The organism is Ralstonia sp. R-29 (genome assembly GCF_049913345.1).
Classification (GTDB): Bacteria; Pseudomonadota; Gammaproteobacteria; order Burkholderiales; family Burkholderiaceae; genus Ralstonia.
The window spans coordinates 429,495-446,830 of sequence record NZ_CP184378.1 but is presented as its reverse complement, the minus strand read 5'-3'; the positions used below and the strand labels follow the sequence as shown (position 1 = coordinate 446,830).

At 64.3% G+C, this 17,336-nt stretch carries 15 protein-coding genes; 5 read left to right on the top strand and 10 right to left on the bottom strand.

The genetic code is table 11. The annotated features are described in order from the left end of the window. Positions 1 to 5: 5 nt before the first annotated feature. The 10 genes from ACN9M1_RS19235 to ACN9M1_RS19190 all read right to left on the bottom strand — a co-directional run bounded on the left by ACN9M1_RS19235 (position 6) and on the right by ACN9M1_RS19190 (position 8,987). Complete coding sequence (locus ACN9M1_RS19235) at positions 6 to 932, bottom strand: type II secretion system F family protein (RefSeq protein ID WP_426400154.1); 927 nt, start codon at positions 930 to 932, stop codon at positions 6 to 8. Then, positions 925 to 2,286, bottom strand: a complete 1,362-nt coding sequence (locus ACN9M1_RS19230) for a CpaF family protein (protein ID WP_426400153.1) — start codon at positions 2,284 to 2,286, stop codon at positions 925 to 927. Before ACN9M1_RS19230 ends, ACN9M1_RS19235 begins: the two co-directional genes overlap by 8 nt. Further along, positions 2,283 to 3,629: a pilus assembly protein gene (locus tag ACN9M1_RS19225; protein ID WP_426400152.1), complete on the bottom strand. Its 1,347-nt coding sequence runs from the start codon at positions 3,627 to 3,629 to the stop codon at positions 2,283 to 2,285. The genes ACN9M1_RS19230 and ACN9M1_RS19225 overlap by 4 nt, the downstream gene beginning before the upstream one ends. Positions 3,630 to 3,638: 9 nt before the next feature. After that, positions 3,639 to 5,024 carry a type II and III secretion system protein family protein gene (locus ACN9M1_RS19220; protein ID WP_426400151.1) on the bottom strand — a complete coding sequence of 462 codons (1,386 nt, stop codon included), beginning with the start codon at positions 5,022 to 5,024 and terminating at the stop codon, positions 3,639 to 3,641. Further along, complete coding sequence (gene cpaB, locus ACN9M1_RS19215; protein ID WP_426400150.1) at positions 5,017 to 5,943, bottom strand: Flp pilus assembly protein CpaB; 927 nt, start codon at positions 5,941 to 5,943, stop codon at positions 5,017 to 5,019. Before cpaB ends, ACN9M1_RS19220 begins: the two co-directional genes overlap by 8 nt. 60 nt (positions 5,944 to 6,003) lie before the next feature. Further along, a complete protein-coding gene (locus tag ACN9M1_RS19210; protein WP_426400149.1) occupies positions 6,004 to 6,471 on the bottom strand; it encodes a TadE/TadG family type IV pilus assembly protein in 468 nt (155 codons plus the stop codon). A gap of 133 nt (positions 6,472 to 6,604) precedes the next feature. Then, positions 6,605 to 7,036 carry an A24 family peptidase gene (locus ACN9M1_RS19205; protein ID WP_426400686.1) on the bottom strand — a complete coding sequence of 144 codons (432 nt, stop codon included), beginning with the start codon at positions 7,034 to 7,036 and terminating at the stop codon, positions 6,605 to 6,607. A gap of 96 nt (positions 7,037 to 7,132) precedes the next feature. Continuing rightward, complete coding sequence (locus ACN9M1_RS19200) at positions 7,133 to 7,309, bottom strand: Flp family type IVb pilin (protein ID WP_426400148.1); 177 nt, start codon at positions 7,307 to 7,309, stop codon at positions 7,133 to 7,135. Positions 7,310 to 7,363: 54 nt separating this feature from the next. Beyond that, positions 7,364 to 7,546: a Flp family type IVb pilin gene (locus ACN9M1_RS19195; RefSeq protein ID WP_426400147.1), complete on the bottom strand. Its 183-nt coding sequence runs from the start codon at positions 7,544 to 7,546 to the stop codon at positions 7,364 to 7,366. Positions 7,547 to 7,904: 358 nt separating this feature from the next. Then, a complete protein-coding gene (locus ACN9M1_RS19190) occupies positions 7,905 to 8,987 on the bottom strand; it encodes a collagen-like triple helix repeat-containing protein (RefSeq protein WP_426400146.1) in 1,083 nt (360 codons plus the stop codon). Between the two features lie 491 nt (positions 8,988 to 9,478). Here ACN9M1_RS19190 and ACN9M1_RS19185 point away from each other — a divergent pair, with 491 nt between their 5' ends. The 5 genes from ACN9M1_RS19185 to ACN9M1_RS19165 all read left to right on the top strand — a co-directional run bounded on the left by ACN9M1_RS19185 (position 9,479) and on the right by ACN9M1_RS19165 (position 17,244). Next, positions 9,479 to 10,840, top strand: a complete 1,362-nt coding sequence (locus ACN9M1_RS19185) for a collagen-like triple helix repeat-containing protein (protein WP_426400145.1) — start codon at positions 9,479 to 9,481, stop codon at positions 10,838 to 10,840. Between the two features lie 275 nt (positions 10,841 to 11,115). Then, positions 11,116 to 12,789, top strand: coding sequence for a ShlB/FhaC/HecB family hemolysin secretion/activation protein (locus tag ACN9M1_RS19180; protein WP_426400144.1), 1,674 nt, complete (start codon positions 11,116 to 11,118; stop codon positions 12,787 to 12,789). A 125-nt stretch (positions 12,790 to 12,914) separates the two neighbouring features. Further along, positions 12,915 to 14,174 carry a helix-turn-helix transcriptional regulator gene (locus ACN9M1_RS19175; protein ID WP_426400143.1) on the top strand — a complete coding sequence of 420 codons (1,260 nt, stop codon included), beginning with the start codon at positions 12,915 to 12,917 and terminating at the stop codon, positions 14,172 to 14,174. 274 nt (positions 14,175 to 14,448) lie between these two features. Continuing rightward, positions 14,449 to 16,536 (top strand): putative bifunctional diguanylate cyclase/phosphodiesterase, encoded by a 2,088-nt coding sequence (locus tag ACN9M1_RS19170; protein ID WP_426400142.1) that lies wholly within the window; start codon positions 14,449 to 14,451, stop codon positions 16,534 to 16,536. Positions 16,537 to 16,935: 399 nt separating this feature from the next. Continuing rightward, the gene (locus tag ACN9M1_RS19165; protein ID WP_426400141.1) at positions 16,936 to 17,244 is read left to right on the top strand and encodes an H-NS family nucleoid-associated regulatory protein; all 309 of its coding nucleotides are present in this window, start codon (positions 16,936 to 16,938) and stop codon (positions 17,242 to 17,244) included. Positions 17,245 to 17,336: the final 92 nt, after the last annotated feature.

Sequence of the window (17,336 nt, the reverse complement as noted above, 5' to 3'; positions counted from 1 at the left end):
CGCCCCTACACCGACTTGGCCAACTTGGCCAACGCCAGCGCACCGATCACCTCCAGCCCAAACGCGGCCATGATCAGCGTGCGCCCGAACGGGTCGTGCCACATCGACATCACGTACGCCGCGTTGGACATGATGATCAGCCCGCCCACCACCAGCGGCAGCAGCCCTAGCACCCAGGCGGACAGGCGCGTCTCAGCCGACAGTGCCATCAGCTCGCGCTGCGCTTGCTGGCGATCGCGCATGAAGGCGGCGGTGCGCTCCATCACGATGTCGGCTCGTCCGCCATAGCGCAGCGACAGCCGCAATACCGAGGCCAACATCACGAGTTCGTTCACGCGGTACTGCTGGCCGACAGCCAGCACCGCAGCATCCAGATCCTTGCCGGCGCGTTGCATCTGCGTGGTGGAGGCTAGGCAGTTGCGCAGCGGCGGCTCGGTGTTGGCGCTGGCCGCCTGGAACGCTGCCGGCACCGCACTGCCAATGCTCATCAGCCGTACCACGCCGTCCAGAAAACCAGGCAACTGCATCAGCAGGCGCTCGTTGATGCGGCGGGTGCGGTTCCAAAACAGGAAGCCCGCGATAACCGCATACAGCGCCAGCGCCGTCACAGCCGAGAGCAACCCCGCCACCGCCCATGCCACCAACGCAAGCAGTACGGCCGGCGCGATCAACAACGTATAGAAGCGGCGATTGGGCTCGATATCGGCGCGGCGCAAGGCATCGTTCCACACGCGGTGCAGCGTGTCGGGTACACCGGTCGGCACAGGTTCGGCGTTGGTTTGGTAGCGCGCGTTGATCTGGTCGGTCTGCACGCGCACGAATGCGCGCGATGCCTCACGCTCGCGGCGGCGCACGGCCTCGGCCCAGAGCATCAGCCCGCCGCCGAGCAGCAGCAACGCAAGGCAACCGAGCCAGAGCGCCTGGTTAGACATGGAACCGGCCTCCACCGCCGAAGCCACCAGCCATGCCGCCCCCCATCCCACCATCCATCCCTGCGTTGCGCATGCGCGCCAGCTTGGGCGAGTGCGGCTGCAAGCCAAGCGCCGTCCACCGGTCCACCTCTTCGCCGTCGGGGCCGACATACGGCTCGTAGCGATACAGCTCCTGTGTGGAGATGATGTTGTCGCCCAGCCCGGTAATTTCCGTGACCGACAGGATGCGCCGCTTGCCGTTGGACAACCGCCCGATCTGCACGATGAAATCGATGGCGTTGGTGATCTGCCGACGCAAGCTCACCTCGCTGCCCTGAAAGCCCGCAAAGCCTGCCAGCATTTCCAGCCGATACAGGCATTCACGCGGGCTGCTGGCGTGGATGGTGCCCATCGATCCATCGTGGCCAGTGCTCATGGCCTGCAGCATTTCCAGCACTTCGCCGCCGCGCACTTCGCCCACGATGATGCGGTCCGGGCGCATGCGCAGGCTGTTGCGCAGCAGGTCGCGGATCGTCACCACGCCCGTGCCTTCAAAGCCACCGGGCCGGCTCTCCAGGCGCACCACGTGCGGATGGTTGAGCGACAGCTCGGCCGTGTCCTCAATGGTGATCACGCGTTCGGTAACGGGAACGTGATACGCCATCGCGTTGAGCAGCGAGGTCTTGCCGGAACTGGTGCCGCCGCTCACCAGGATGTTGCAGCGCGCGCGTACCGCCGCCTCGATCAACGCGCCGATCTCCTCGTTCATGGTGCCGAGGCTGAGCAGGTCTTCAGGCTTGAGCGGGTCTTTGCGGAACTTGCGGATCGACACCACCGGCCCTTCCAGCGCCAACGGCGGAATGACCACGTTGATGCGCCCACCATCGGGCAAGCGCGCATCCACCATCGGGTTGGACTCATCCAGCCGCCGGCCGATCGGCGCCAGAATGCGGCGCACGATACGCAGCAGGTGGTTGCCATCGGAAAAGCGCACCGGAATCCGCTCCAGCACGCCATGCCGCGACACATACACATCCATGTGGCCGTTGACGAGGATGTCTTCCACCGCCGGGTCGCCCAGCAGATCTTCCAGCGGCCCAAAGCCTGCCAGCTCCTTGGTCAAGGCCTCCGCAATCTGCCGCACCTCTGTCTCGTTGACGGGGATGCGGCGCATGCGCGTAAAGCCCTCGACCTCGAGATCGACAAAGCGCTGAATGGCCGTGCGCGACCAGCGGCCGAACTCCGCCCCCAGCTCTTCAATGCGCGTGAGCAGGTGCTCGTGCGCCGCTTCCTTGATGTCATGAAAGGTTTGTGAAACGGCAAACACGCCGTTGCCCGCATCTTTCTGATTGGAGAACTCGATGGGCTGTGTCATGTCGCGTTCCGTTCAGGTGTGCCGCTGCCGACATCCAGCTCAGCAGCGTCGGCCGACTTGCGTTTGAGGCGTCCGCCCAGGCGATTACCCAAACGGACGCGGGCCTGGGTCATCCAGTTGGCAACGCCTGCGGCACGCTCGCTCTGCTGGGCGTAGCCCATCGTTTGGGCGATCTGCGCCAGCGCGCGCACGTAGGCATCGGTGGGATGGGTTTCCGCCAGCACAGCGCCTTGGTTGGACGCCACCACCAGCGACTGGCGGCGGCTCGGCACGGTCAGCACGGAAGGAATCTCCAGCCGCTCGGCAATCTGCTCCGCATCCAGCGACAGGCGCGAGTCGAACTTCGAGATCAGCAGATGCAGATGGTCGCGGTCGATCTCGCGCTTCTTGAGCTCCTGCATCAACTCCGCCGCCGACACAATGGCGCCCACGCTCTGCTCGGTCACCAGCATCACGTCGTCGGCGGCCTTGACCAGCTGGGCGATGAAGTCGATGTTGTTGAAGCCGCCTAGGTCCACGACCTGCAAGTCGAAGAACGTGCGCAGGCGATTGAGCAACCCCAGTGCTTCGGAGAACGAGATGTCGCGCATCTCCGCCAGCGAAATCGGCAGCGGCAGCACCGCCAGCCCGTTCGGATGGCGCGACAGTGCAGTCTGCACGAACACCTGGTCGAAGCGGCGCAGGTTGCGCACGGCCTCGACAAAATGGAAGTTCGCTTGCACGTTCATGTAGAGCGCGCCGTCGCGCAGCGGCTGGCCCAAGTCGAGCAGCATCACGTCGCTGGCCGAGGTGCGGCGCACGAGCGTGGCCAGGTTGGTGGCCAACGTGGTGGCGCCCACGCCCGGGCGCGCCCCCAGGATCGCCACCACACGGCCACGGCGCGTGGGCTCGGCGGAAGCGCGCTCGGCCAGCAACCGCCGCACCACGCGCACGGCCTCGGCAGGCGCGCCTTCCACATCCACGAAATCCTTCACCCCGGCACGCAGCGCAGCCAGCATGGCCCGGCCGTCGGAGGCCGCGCCGACGGCCACCAGCGGCAAGCCGGGAAACAAGCGAGCCAGCTCCGCCACCAGTTGCGTGGCTTCCGCAATGGCATCGGCGCCCTCGGCCAGCTTCTGGTCGCGCTCGGGCACATCAATGTGCGTGGGGGACGAGGCAAAGCGCACGAACACCACTTCGGGGTTCACTGCGCCGATCTGCTCGATGAACGCGTCATGGCCCGCACTCTCGGCCACCAGCACGCCAAGCTCGCGGATGGCAGCGGCCAGCCAGCGGTGCGCCGCTACGGCCTGGGCATCGCCCTGCGCACCATGCGCGCCACCGTGCAGGAGGAAGTAGTCCATGCCCGCCCCTTAGCGCGAGAAGCCCGGCATGGTCGCCGGATCAGCAATGCCCAGGGCAAACGGCCGCCACACCGGCGCGCCCGCACGGTCGCGGTCCCGCCCATCGGTCTGGCCCGGCAGCATCTTGTCGATGGGGGCATTGCGCGCCATCGGCTTGACCAGATGCGGCGTCACGATGATCACCAGTTCGCGCTCCTCCTGGTTGTAGTTCACGCGCTTGAAGAACGTCCCGATGATCGGCACGTCGCCCAGGAATGGCACCTTGTCGAGATTCGACAGCGTGGAGCGGCTCACCAGCCCGCCGATGACGAAGCTCTCGCCGTCGCCCAGCTCCACCATCGTGTCTGCACGGCGCGTCACGATGGCCGGCACGGTGGCGCCGTTGAGCGTGATGCCGCGGCTGAAGTCCAGGTCGCTCGCCTCGGGCGCCACTTTCAGGGCGATGCGGTTTTCCGACAGGATGGTCGGCGACACCGTCAGCCCGATCCCGAACGGCTTGTATTCGATGGTGGTGGTACCGAGCGCCTGCGGCACGGGAATCGGGATCTCGCCGCCGGCCAGGAAGTTGGCGCTCTGCCCTGACAGCGCCACCAGGCTGGGTTCGGCCAGCACGCGCGCCATGCCGTTGGATTCGATCAGGCTCAGATCGGCAAAGATGCCCTTGCTGAACGACGAGATCAGCAGGTTGAACGCCGAGCTGACCGGCATGGTCGACTGCGTCGTCAGGCTGTTGTTGGTCACGCTGTACTGCGTGAGCGACGTCGGCGCAAAACTGCCGAACGTGAAGCCGCCACGGTTGCGTGTGAAGGTGAACCCGGCCTGCTTGAGCACGGTCTTGCTGAACTCCACCACACGCACGTCCACCTGCACGGTGCCGGGCACGTTGAGCGTCGTGTTGTCGATGATGTTGCCATCCTTCGGTTTTTCCGCGCCGCTGGCCGATGCCGCCGCGCGCCGCGCGCGGGCCAGTGCATACACGTTCTTCGGTTGACCAGACACCACGGCGGCATCGCCCTGCGCATTGACATCGGGGTCCCCCTGCTGGGGCGCTGCGGCATCCACCTGCACGTTGTACGTGATAGCCGTCCCACCCTGCGTCCACACCATTACGCTGGCGGCGCCGGGTTTCTTGGCGATGATCAGCAAGCTGTTGGCCGCGCCCCGGCCCTTGAGCAACAACGCGTCGGCCACGTCGGGGTTGCCGATGGCGATGCGCTCCAGCGGTTTGCCCAGGCGGATCTCCCGCTGGCTGCCGGTCAGCAAGTGCAAGGCTTGTCCACTGGGCGCACTCGGTGCCGTCTCGGCAAACGCCGTCGCCACGAACGCCGCGCAGCCGAACGCAAGCGCGCCCATCCAACCGCCCGCCCAACCCCGATTTACGGCGGCTTCAGTCATGTTGCTCCTCACGTTTTCCTGCGCGGATGATTTCAACGCCGCCGGCAGACGGGCTGCGCACGGTGCTGCGCGCGGCGGTCACCACCGGAAGCGGCGGGACTTGTACAGATTGGAGTCGGCGCGTCTCGCCCGTCACGCTGGTGATCGACACGCCGGCTTGCGCCACATCCAGCGGGTTGCGGTTGGTTGCGGCCAGCAGCGCGGCATCCTGCGGCTTGACGGTCGGCTCGGCGTCATCGGCCGGGTTACGCAATGCCAGCAGCAAGCGGCCCGATTGATGCGCCATCGCCAGCCGGCTCACGGCCTCCACCGGCACCGAGAGCACGGCCGTCTTGGCCGGTTCCACCTTGCGCGTCATCGCGCCGCCTTCCTGCGTTTTTTGCGGGCTCTCGTTCACGGCCTGCGTGCCGAACGCCAGCACGCGCAGATGCGGCAGCAGCAGCTTGGCGACGCTGCCGTCAATCTCCTGCCCATCGCGGCGGGTCACGAAGAACACGTCAACGTAGTCGCCGGGCTCCACGCGGTTGCCCACGCCGATGACTTCATCCACCGTGATCGCTACCGCGCGCTGGCCCGGCGTCACCTGTAGCGCCAACCCCGACGAGAGTTGCGAGCCAATCAGCGGTACGCCGCCACCCAGCGCGACAATCGGCTCACGGCCAATCACCTGGGCAACGCCAGAGAAAGAATCGGTCGGGTTGATCGGCAGCAACGCTACCTCCACCGCATCGCCTGTGATGGGCTTGCCGGCCTCCAATGGCTTGGTGGTGACAACGACCGGGTACAGCGTCTTGCCGTCTTCCCGCACGCTCACCGGTGCAGGCGGCGGCTTGTGGGCGCTACGCCAGGCCACCGCGCCCAGAATGGCGGCAAGCAGCAGCAACGCAGCGGCAAAGATCTGGAGGTGTTTGCTGGTCATCGGGGCGGTGTGTCGATGCAGTCGATGGAAGAGATGGGCGGGCGGCGGCGCATCGGCGCACTACGTGCTGGGCACGAGTTGCACCACCGCAGACCCCGTCAGCGCTGACGGCACCGGCAGCAGCGGAATGGAGGGCAAGAGCGGGTTCGTGCCCGTGGTGACCGGCAGGGTGAGCACCACGCTCAGGCATTGCATGCTGGTGATGGTCGGACACGTCACCAGCGGCGCGCCGCTCTGGTTAGTGGTGACCTGCGAACTGATGAATGACGGCAGCGCGGCAGTGGCGGCCGTATAGGCGGCGGCAACGCGTTGCGTGTTGGAAGGCTGGTAGCGCAAGGCAGCGCGGGCACCTTCTTCGGCGGCCAGCGTCAGCACCTGCTGCATGGCAAAGATCAGGCCGTAGTACGTGATGCCCAGCATCAGCGTGAGCAAGACCGGCAGCACCACCGCAAACTCGATGGAGACAGCGCCCGAGCTACCGCGCCGGCGTGCCTGCTGGCACGCCCGTTCCCGTTGTCCTGTCGGCATGGCCGATCCCCTCTCTTAGCGTATGGCCGCTTGATGCGGCTCTGATTCAACCTGTCTGCATGGGCGGCGGCGTCTCCAGTGCCGTCTCAGCCATCGTTTTTCCTTGCTGGGCGGGTTCAGCCCCTTCTGCCCGTTAGTGCAGCCATGGCAGGGCCAATAGCCCAATCGCCATATAAGCCGCATAGGGAATACCGCGCTGGCCCGCTTGCGCCGCGTCCCACCGAACCACGGCCGGGCACGCACGCATCAGCAACCACGCCGCGGGGCTTGCCGCATCCATGCGCCGCGCCACCACAATGAGCAGCCCGTGCAGCCCAGCCAGCAGGCTGCCGACCACCCACACCGGCAGCAGTCCATGCCAGCCGCACAGCAGGCCCGCGACGGCAAAGAACTTGACGTCGCCAGCCCCCATCCACCGCAGTGCATACAGCGGCAGAAACACGGCAAACCCGATTGCGCCGCCCAGCAGCGCGTCACGCCAATCCGGCGCCAGGGCCCGAACCGGCCCCAGCCCCATCAGCGCAACCGCCAGCACCAGACCCGTCAGGACGAGCCAGTTCGGCACCCGCCGGGCGCGCAAATCAAACCAGATGGCAAGAACCGCGAAGGTTGCGACCGCCGCCCAGCCTGCGATGTCCGCAAGCTGAGTCAGGGCCATCGATCAAGTCGCCGGGGTGACCAGCTTGCCCTTGATGTAGTTGAAAACGCTGGTGAGGTTGGTGCCGACACCACCCACAGCCGTCACGATGCCTGCGGCGATCAAGCCCGCCATCAAGCCGTATTCGATCGCCGTGGCACCTTGCTCTTCGCGGATGAACTGAAGAATGGCTTTTTTCATGATCTCTCTCCTGCTGTGCACTCGCCCTGTTGGTATTTGTTCTGGATTGCCGGATCAGCTGGATGGCACGATGGCGCTCAGCTTGGTGCTGACGTAGTTGAGAACGCTGCCCAACTGCGTTCCAACCCCACCCACATTTGCGACAATTGCCGCCGCGATCAGCCCCGCAATCAGGCCATATTCGATGGCGGTCGCCCCGTCCTCTTCGCGCAAAAAACGCGTGATGATCGTTTTCATGCCCGCTCCCTCACCCAAACTGCTTTTGCTTTATGGCGTTACCGGAGTGTCACGCATGTCACGTAACACCCCGTAACGCTTTTATAGGTGTGCAGCCCGTAACGGGAAATAACTCAAGTGAGGTACTTATGTTGAATTAGAATAATACCTCTATTCATTTTTATGAAAAACCCAGCCACCCCTCTGAAATCTCATGGAAATCCCTTAATGATCAGCAGATTAAACCCACTATATAGGCGGGGAATCCATGAATACCGGGTCGGTCTGAACGCTCCCCATTCTCTGTCCAGGTCAAAAAAAGGATGCGCGAGCGACGGGAACGCGCCCGCGCACCTTCAAGAGCACAGACAGGTACTGCTCAGTGCGCCAGGTTGCCTACACCACCCAGCAAGTTCGTTACAGGGGCCAAGGGGTTGCTGCCCGAAGTTCCGCCGGTTGCGCCGCTCACGCCGCCGAGCGCGCTGGTAACGGGAGCCAGCGGGTTGGAGCCGCCAGTCGCCCCGCCCAAGCCACCCAGCAGGCCGGTCACGGGTGCCAACGGATTGCTGCCACCGCCCGCGCCACCCACGCCACCCAGCAAACTGCTCAGCGGGTTGCTGCCGCTGGAGCCGCCGGCCGTACCAACGCCGCCGGCCAGCGCCACGGTTGTCCCCACCGAAGTCACGATGGGGCCCAGGCTGGACACCACAGGTGCGCCCGTCCCGGTAATGGTGGAGCCGACGCCCGCCACGCCGTTGCCCACCGCGCCCAGCAGCGTGTTCCCCTGGCCGCCCAGGCCGGTGGAATCGCCGGCCATTTGCGTGGCGTTGGTGACCTGCGTGGTGACCGGCACGATGGCCGAGCTGGCCTGCTGCGTAACCTGCTGCACTGCGCCGGAAGACAGCGCGCTACCCAGCAGCGTGCCGCCGCCAATCAGCGCCTGACCAACCTGCTGCACACCACCGCCCACCGGTTGCGTAATCGGAGCCAGCGGAGCGCCGGAGCCTTGCCCCAGCCCCTGAACGAGGGAACCGGCGCTCACCGTAGCGTGCCCCACGTCAGTCACGACATTGCCAGTGCTGGCGACCGTGGTGCCGATCGGATTCGGGTTCTGCCCCATCTTGCCCACGCCGTTTTGCACGCCCAGACCTAGGTCGCTAATCGCCTGGCCGGTGTTAGAGACCGTGCCACCCAGGCCAGCCTTGGCTTGGTCGGACAGGCCAGGAATATTGGCGTTTTGCAGTGTGGTCCCCAGGCTGCTGACTGCCTGGCCCGTCGCCACCACCGTATTGCCGGTGCCGTTGGCGACCTTGCCGACCGGCGTCACGCCAGTCAGATCATTCGGGCTCGGGTCTGGCGAACTGCCGGAGCCGGAGCCTCCCGAAGAACAAGCCGCAAGCAGCAGTGCGGCAACAGCGCAGGCCAACGGCGCGACGCGGATGGCGTGTCGAGTGTGAGTCATGGTCCGTCCCCTTCTTGGAATGGTTGTGTTCCTGATGTCTGAGCTCGGTAATGCGGACAGCGGGCCTGTTTCTGCAATTGCCATGCCAATTGCGTGAGAACGCGCACTCAATTTTTAGGAAACCGCATTCTGACGAGGGTTTGCAGGCGGTTCTACGGGATAACCCAGCCCTGGAACACGCCTGTTACGACCCGAAAATCCGTGTTCCGGACGTTACGGTGTAACGTGACACGGAACACATTGCGCTCGACATAACCCCGGCGCGCAAACGTTTTATCCCAACTTTGGTAGGGTAAGAAAATCCGATCTTTATGAGAATTTCATAATTCAGACCGTATTTCTGCATGAAAACCGCCAAAACAACATAAGCCGTTACGCATGGCGAAATAATCTTGCCATGGCACACCGTTTGCAGAGTCCGCTGACCCAAATCGACATTGGGACCATTTTCCAGCTTCGAAAAAGCGGACTTTTAAAACGGGAGAACAACCATGAACAAGAACATCAAATGCCTGGCAGCCACCATGGCAAGCTTGCTGGTGCTGGGCGGTTGCGCCAGCTCGGGCTCGGGGGATCTGGGTAGCTCGCTGGGCGGTTCAACCGGCGGTGGCGGGTCGAACAACAACACGGGCGGTGGCTCCACGCCGAGCCCGTCTCCGTCTCCGTCCCCCTCGCCTTCTCCCTCACCGTCGCCGTCGCCCTCTCCGGCACCTTCGCCTGCGGCGCTGACGCCGACCGGCGCCGTATTGAATAGCGCCGGCAATGTGGTCACCGCCACCGGCTCGACCATCAGCGGACTGGGCTCCGCCATCAAGAGCGCCCCGCTGCCGTCGCAACTCAGCGGCGTGCAAAGCGGTCTGGGTGGCGTCGTCGACAACCTGGGCACGACCGTGTCCGCGCTGGGCACCGGCGTGCAGAGCGGTCTGGGCAACATCCCCAACAGTTCCAACCCGGTTGGCACGACGGTATCGAGCCTCGGTAACGTCGTGACGGGCGCCGGGAACACCGTCACCAGTGCTGGCACGCTGGTCAACAACCTGGGGACTGGCCCGCTGGCGCCGCTGTCCCCCGTGACGACGCCGCTCGCCGGTGTGGTCATGCAGGTTGGCCAGGCGGTGGCGAATGGTGGAGGTACGCTCGGCACCGCGCTGTCGACTGGCCCAGTGGAGCAACTCACGCAACAGTTGAGTACGGCCATCGTGCCGCTCACATCGCAGCTCACCAGTGCCACGCAAACCGCAGGTGCCACCACCGGCCTGGGCTCGCCCAGCAATACGCTGCTGGGCACCTTGGGCGGCGCCGTAGCCAATGGCGGCACCACGCTCACCAACACGCACGCGCCAGTGGTCAGCGGGCTGGGCGGCGTCGTCACCGCGGTCGGCAACACCGTTGGCGCGCTGGGCGGCGTAGCGTATTCGCCCACGTCGTCGCCGAGCAATCCGCTTGCGCCCATCACCGGCTTGTTGGGTGGCCTCGGCGGCTTGGGTGGCGCTACGGGCGGCTCCAACCCGCTGTCGCCCATCACGGGCGCGCTCGGTGGGCTGGGTGGCGCCACTGGTGGCAGCAGTCCGCTGGCGCCGATTACCAGCGTATTGGGTGGCCTCGGTGGCGCGGCCGGCAGTGGCAATCCTCTGGCACCGATCACCGGTGCGCTCGGTAGTCTTGGCGGCGCCACAGGCGGCAGCAGCCCGATCAGTGCAGTCACTGCGCCGGTTGGCGCTGTCGTCAGCACAGTCGGTACGAGCGTGACGTCGACCGGCAGCACCACACCGTTGGCACCGGTGACTGGCGCGGTGGGCGGATTGCTTGGCACGGTGGGCGGCGTACTCGGCGGCACCGGCACGCACCACTGATCGACAAACGGCGGACTCGCTTCAAGCCAAGCCGGTCCGCCGCTTGTTTTAAACACGCATCCACGCTGCGGCAAGCCTTGTCCGTACTGGACAAAGCCACGCGGGACTACGTGCCATCGGTATCTACCATGGGCCGTTGCGCTGCGTGAACGTTGCTTCTATGTGATTTGTTGTAAAGCACCATGTCTCGCGGTTATCGTTTGATGCAGCGCGCGGCGATCAATGCGCGGCTTTGCTTCACCACAAACGAACACCCCATCACGGAGGAGACAGGCGTGCGGACCACCACCCTGCGGTTGGCCCTGGCCACGGGCGTTGCCCTGGCCCACCCGGCGCTGAGCTGGGCGCAAAGCAGCCCTACCCAAGGCAACCCGATCGATACGCTGCCCAAGGTCGATACGTCCCGTCCGCCCCAGCAGAAGATCCAAGTGGAAGTGCAGCGGCCGAACCCAGCGCTGGAAAATCTGCTCGCCACGCACCTCACGCCCACCAAGTTCCAGATCGAAGGCGTGAAGACGCTGCCGTTTCCCGAGATCGCCGCGTACTTTGCTCCGCTGGCCGGGCATGACATCACCGTCGCGCAACTGCTGCAGGCGGCCAATGATGCGACCAAGCTGTATGCCGATCGCGGGTATCCGCTGTCGTTCGCCTTCGTGCCCGCACAGACGTTTGAAGGCGGCGTGGTACGCGTGACCGTGGTGGAAGGCTACGTTGCGCGCATGCGCGTCGAGGGCACGCCCGGGCCGCTGGAGGGCCGCCTGCGCGAAATCTCGCAACGCCTGATGGATGAAAAGCCCTTGCGCCGCGAGACCTTCGAGCGTGTGACCGGCGTGCTCGCGCAGCAGCCCGGTGTGCAGATCACCGCGACCGTGCAGCCGCCCACCACCACCGATGGTGCGAGCGAACTCGTGCTCAACGTCAAGCGCCAGCCGTACACCATCGGCACCGGCATCGAATACCGCAAGCCTGGCGTGCGCGCCGTCATCACGGGCACGCTCAACAGCGTGACGCCGTTTGGCGAGCAGATCACCGTGTCCACGCTGCAGCCGCGTGGGTCTGACCATGAAACGTTCTACTCCGCCACGTGGGCACAACCCATTGGTACCGACGGGCTGCTGGCCAAGCTCTCCTGGTCGCACTATCGCGGCATGCCCGAAAACCTGCCGCTTGAGCAGCTCGGCTACCAGTCGCGCTATCTGACCGATACACAGCGGTTGGGCCTGTCGCTCAGCTACCCGGTGCTGCTGTCGAACGCGCGCAGCCTCACGCTCACCGGCACGTTCTACGGCAACGACGATACGCAACGCTATTCGCCCCAGAACACCGCCCTCCCACAGACCGAACTGGATGCCAAGGTGCGCGTAGCCGGCGCCGAGGCCTTGTATACGGAAGTGAAACCCGGCGAGACGCGCCGCGCCTCGTTAGGCCTGTATCAAGGCATCAGCGGTCTTGGAGCGAGCAAGTCGATCAACAATAATGTCGACCTGGGCTTCCTGCGTACACGCATGACCGCCAGCGAAGCGCACGATCTGCCCTTCGGTTTTGGCGTGGTGGTATCGGGCGCCGCGCAGTACAGTGGCGCGGTGCTGCCGTCGTCGGAACAGATCAGCTTTGGCGGGCGCTTCTTCGGTCTCGCCTACCCGGCTGGCGAGGTGGCAGGCGACCGCGGCTGGGGCGCGTCGGTGGAGCTCAACCGCGCCTTTACAGTATCGATGGACTATCTGAAGACTGTGCAGCCCTACGTGCTGTACGACACGGCCAAGGTGTATTCGAATGCGGGCACACTGGTGCACGACCAGCTCGGCTCGATAGCTCTGGGCGTGCGCTTTTCAGACCGGAAGTACTACACGCTGGACTTGGCCATCGCGCGCCCGATGGGCGATAAGCCCATCAACAGCAGCTCGCGTGCGCTGCGCTTCAACGCCGCTTACACCTACCAATTCAACTAGGGCAAGCACTGAACACGTTAAGCTATTTTGTATATTTTTTATATTTTCAGCGCTGAAAGTCGGCCATACTCCCCTCTCGAGGGGGGGATACAGCACCGCCGGAATTTGGGAGCATCGCAAGCGGAATGTTAAGTTTCTCCAAAGAGTTGCCGATTACTACAGAAGTCGCGCAGAACAACAACAATCAATACAGCGACAGCGGCATCACGCCGCTACACAACGTTGGCGAGGGCCCCAGCCCCCAGCCATCGCAATACGCACCGGGGGCCATCATGCTGCAACGTCTATCAGATGACGCAGAGTTCCACCGCCTCGTCGATACCATCTACGAAGCGGTGCTCGAACCTGCGCAGATGCCGATCGCTCTGGCCCTCCTGTCGGTCTACGCCGGGGCCGAAAGCGCACATTATTTTGTTTGGGACAAACACACCGAGACGCCGCGCCAAGGCGTGTCGTCAGGCTGGTGCGCGCAATGCCCGCAGCCGGGCCAGTGCAACGCCTTCTGCCAGGACCCGCAAGTCCTCAACGCGCAGCCGGCAGACGACGCCGACGACGCCCCTGCCAATGCCATGACCCTGGTCGACACACCCGACCTGTGCGTCACGATGCGCCTGCGTACGCGCGACGGCGCCTCGGAAGTCAGCGCCAGCGAGCGCGAACAGCGCCTGCAACGCGTGCTGCCGCATCTGCAGCGCGCTGCGCGCATGCAGCAACGCAACCAGGAACTGAACGAACTCGCCGCGCTCGGCATGGCGGGGCTGGATACGCTCGACTTTGGCGTCATGGTCATCGAACGCACCATGCGCGTGAAATACGCCAACGCCTGGGCGCGCGCGATGGCCGCAGAAGACGACCGTTTGTCGCTGGATGGCGGCAAATTGCATTCCGGTGACCATACGCACGACAGTGCGCTGCGCGCGCTGATTGAAACGGCCGCGGGCTCCCTGGGCGTGCAAGGCGCAGCGGGTTCGTGGATGTATCTGGCACGCGATGGGCGCCCAGTGCCGTTTATCGCTACGCCGCTGGCACCTTCCGACGCCATGCGTTCGGGCTGGGCGTCGCCGCTGGCGCTGGTGCTCGTGGGCAACTCCGAAACCCGCTCGGTGATGGATGCTGGCGTGCTGGCCTCGCTGTTCGGGCTGACCAATAAGGAATGCATCGTCGCCGCCCGCTTGGCTGCCGGCGAAACCCTGCAGGAAATTGCCGACCGCGAATTCCTCTCGCTGCATACCGTGCGGGTACACATCCGCGACATCCTGCGCAAGACCGGCACGCACCGCCAGTCTGAGCTAGTGCGCCTGCTGCACCTGCTGCCCAGCGTCGATCTGGAGCGCGCCGGCGCAGCCACCCCAGCTTCGCGCCGTCGCGGCCGGCTGCACGCCTGAAACGTCGGGGCTAGGCGCAATCACCCCGCGCCTGCCATTCACGTATACCCGGGTCAACGTTCCGGCATTTCTTGCCGATGCATCTGGATAGGTGCGGAGCCGTCACGCAGGCTTGATGCAATGCAACTCCGACGGTTTATCCCGACGCATTCTGTGAATAGCGCACAACAAGGTCGCCTTTTCGCTGCCTGAAACACCAGGCAATTGCGCTATCCTCGCCGCAAAACACAGACAGGCGTCGGTCTAATCGGGGGGCCGCGCCGAATGCGCTCGCATGCATAACGATTTCCATATTGCGCTGCTGCTGTTTGCGTGGGTGAGCACAGGCTTGACCACGTTTGCCGCACTAGACGCCGCGACACGTCTGCCGGGGGGCTCGACGATCGCAACACGCCGCAACTGGCGCATTGCCTGCGCCGCCATCCTTGGGATTGGCTTGTGGTCGGGGCTTTGGCTAGCCCAGGTGGGCCTGCATCGGCCGCTTGGCGCGTCGCTCGGGGCACCGTTGCTGGGCAGCCTCTTTACGGCGTTGGCCGCTTCGGTGGCCGCCTTCACCGTGGTGTTGCCAGATGCGACGTTCAGCGCGCCCAGCCAACCATTGCAGCGATGGGGCCTCGCCATCGGCGCAGCTGCGCTCGGCATCGGCCTCATGGTGTTGGAGCTTCAACTGGCGCGCCCATGGGCCTGCGGCGCAACGCTCACACTGCAGCGCATGCTGCTCAGTTACGGCGGCGGCACGCTGATACTGGGCGCGGGCGCGTGCCTGGCCATGTCGATGGCGTTCCATGCGCCGCCGGCACAGCGGCGGGAAGCGGTTGGCCTGCGGGCGCGCGCCGCTGCAGTGCTGGCAACCTCTGCCGTTTTCTCGCTGATGATCTGGCCGTCGATGACGGCTTGGACAGCCGAGGAACCGACCGCGCACATCATCCCGACCATCATGCTGAGCGCCGCTGGCATGCTGCTCGCGCTGGGCTTGCATGCGGTGCTGATCATGTTGGAAACCCGCGTCGATTCCACGCAGGCACACCTGACCGCATCGCTGGCGCGCGTGGCGAGCCAGCCGCAGATTCCGCAGCATCACGACGCGCTCACCGGCCTGCCGAACCGCTTGCAGCTGCGCCAGGCGCTCGACGGCGCCATCGTTTCCGCCACGCGACGCGGGCGACCTTTCGCGCTGTTCTATCTGGACCTGGACAACTTCGCGCAGATCAACGAGCAGCATGGACACAACGCCGGCGACCGCGTGCTGCAGATCGTTGCCGAGCGCCTGCGCCAAACCGTGCGCGGTGAAGACACCGTCGCCCGCCTCGGTGGCGATGAGTTCGGCATCCTGGTCGAGGGCCTTGCCCTGCCAGAGGCCGCCGCCACCATCGGCGACAAGCTGCTGTTCCGGCTGCGGGAATCCGTTGAAATTGACGGCCGCCGCGTGCGCGCTACAGCCAGCATCGGCGTGGTGATCCACCCGTACAACGGCGCCACCGCCGATGCCCTGCTCGAACACGCCGACGCTGCCATGTTCGACTGCAAGCAGTCCACCGGCAACGCCTACCGCTTTTTTGAACCGCGCCTGAACACCACCGCGCACCGTGTGCTGCAGATTCAACGTTCGCTCTCGCACGCGGCGCTCAACGGGCAGCTGTCGGTGTACTACCAGCCCAAGTTCGATACCCGCACGCGGGCCATGACCGGCGCCGAGGCACTGCTGCGCTGGAATCACCCGGAGCTTGGCCCGGTGTCGCCTGCTGAGTTCATCCCGCTGGCCGAGCGCACCGGCACCATTGTTGAATTGGGCGACTGGGTGGTGGAAGAAGTCTGCCGCCAGATCATGCACTGGGATGCCGCCGGCATGGCCCCGCAGCGCATCGCCGTGAATCTCTCGCCACGTCAGTTTCAGCAGCCCGACCTCGTGCAGCGGCTCTCGCAGATCCTGCACCGCTATCACGTGTCGGCACACCGGCTGATGTTCGAGATTACGGAAACCGCCGCCATGCGCGATGCCAGCCAGAGCATTGCCACAATCCGGCAGATTCAATCGCTCGGTTTTGAAGTCGCCATCGACGATTTCGGTACCGGTTACTCCAGCCTCAGCTATCTGCAGCGCTTCCGCGCCCAGCAGATCAAAATCGATCGGGCATTTGTCAGCGCGCTCGACGACAACCCACCTGAAGCCGCCGCCATCATCCGCGCCATCTGTGCAATGGCGCACTCCTTGGAAATGACGGTCGTAGCCGAAGGCGTGGAAACCGAGGCGCAAATGCAAGCCCTGATCCATCTGCATTGCGATCAGGTGCAAGGCTATCTGCTGGCACGTCCGCTACCCGCCCAAGCATTTCAAGACTGGATGAATTTACAGGCCGCCTGACGGCGTTGGTACAGAAAATGCGCCATTTTGATGCATGGCGTAAAACCTTTCGCCAACCTTTCAACTCAGCGCTTGAAAACATTACAGTGCCAAGCGCCAGCATTGCCGGGGCAATGAAGCAATCACATAAGAAAATTGTGTACGAATTGTGCAGGCGCAGCAGTTTGTCTCCATTGTCTCAGCAATGCATCAAAGGCTGAAAAATCTTCACCTGTTCACGAATCGGCATTCGGCACAAAGCCAAGCGCCATCACGGTTTTGGCTCCACGCGCCTCACATGGAATGCAACTGTAAACATTAGGTCTTAACGGAATTCATCGCTCACATGAAAGTCGTTATAATGCCGTGGGCTACGGGGAGCGTGCCCATGTTTCAATGGCAAAAATTGAGGAATCCATAATGTCGACTTACAAGGAAATTGTTCAGAAGATCTCTGAACTGCAGCGCCAGGCCGATGAACTCCGGGCAAATGAACAGGCGGCCGTGATCGCCGAAATCAAGCAGAAGATCGTGGAATACGGCCTGACCGCCGATGACCTCGGTTTTGGCAGCAAGGCCGGCGTGGTTTCGAAAAAGGCTGGCCGCAAGGTGCCCGTGCGTTATCGCGACAACAACGGCAATACCTGGACGGGCCGTGGCAAGCGTCCGGGCTGGTTGGTCAAGGAGTTGTCGGCGGGCCGCAAGGTGGAAGATTTTCTGGTCGCCTGAACCGCAGCAAGTTGCACCTCCGAGACAGCCCATAGAGGCATCCGGAAACCACAAAAGAACAAGGCCGGCATATTTGCCGGCCTTGTGCATTT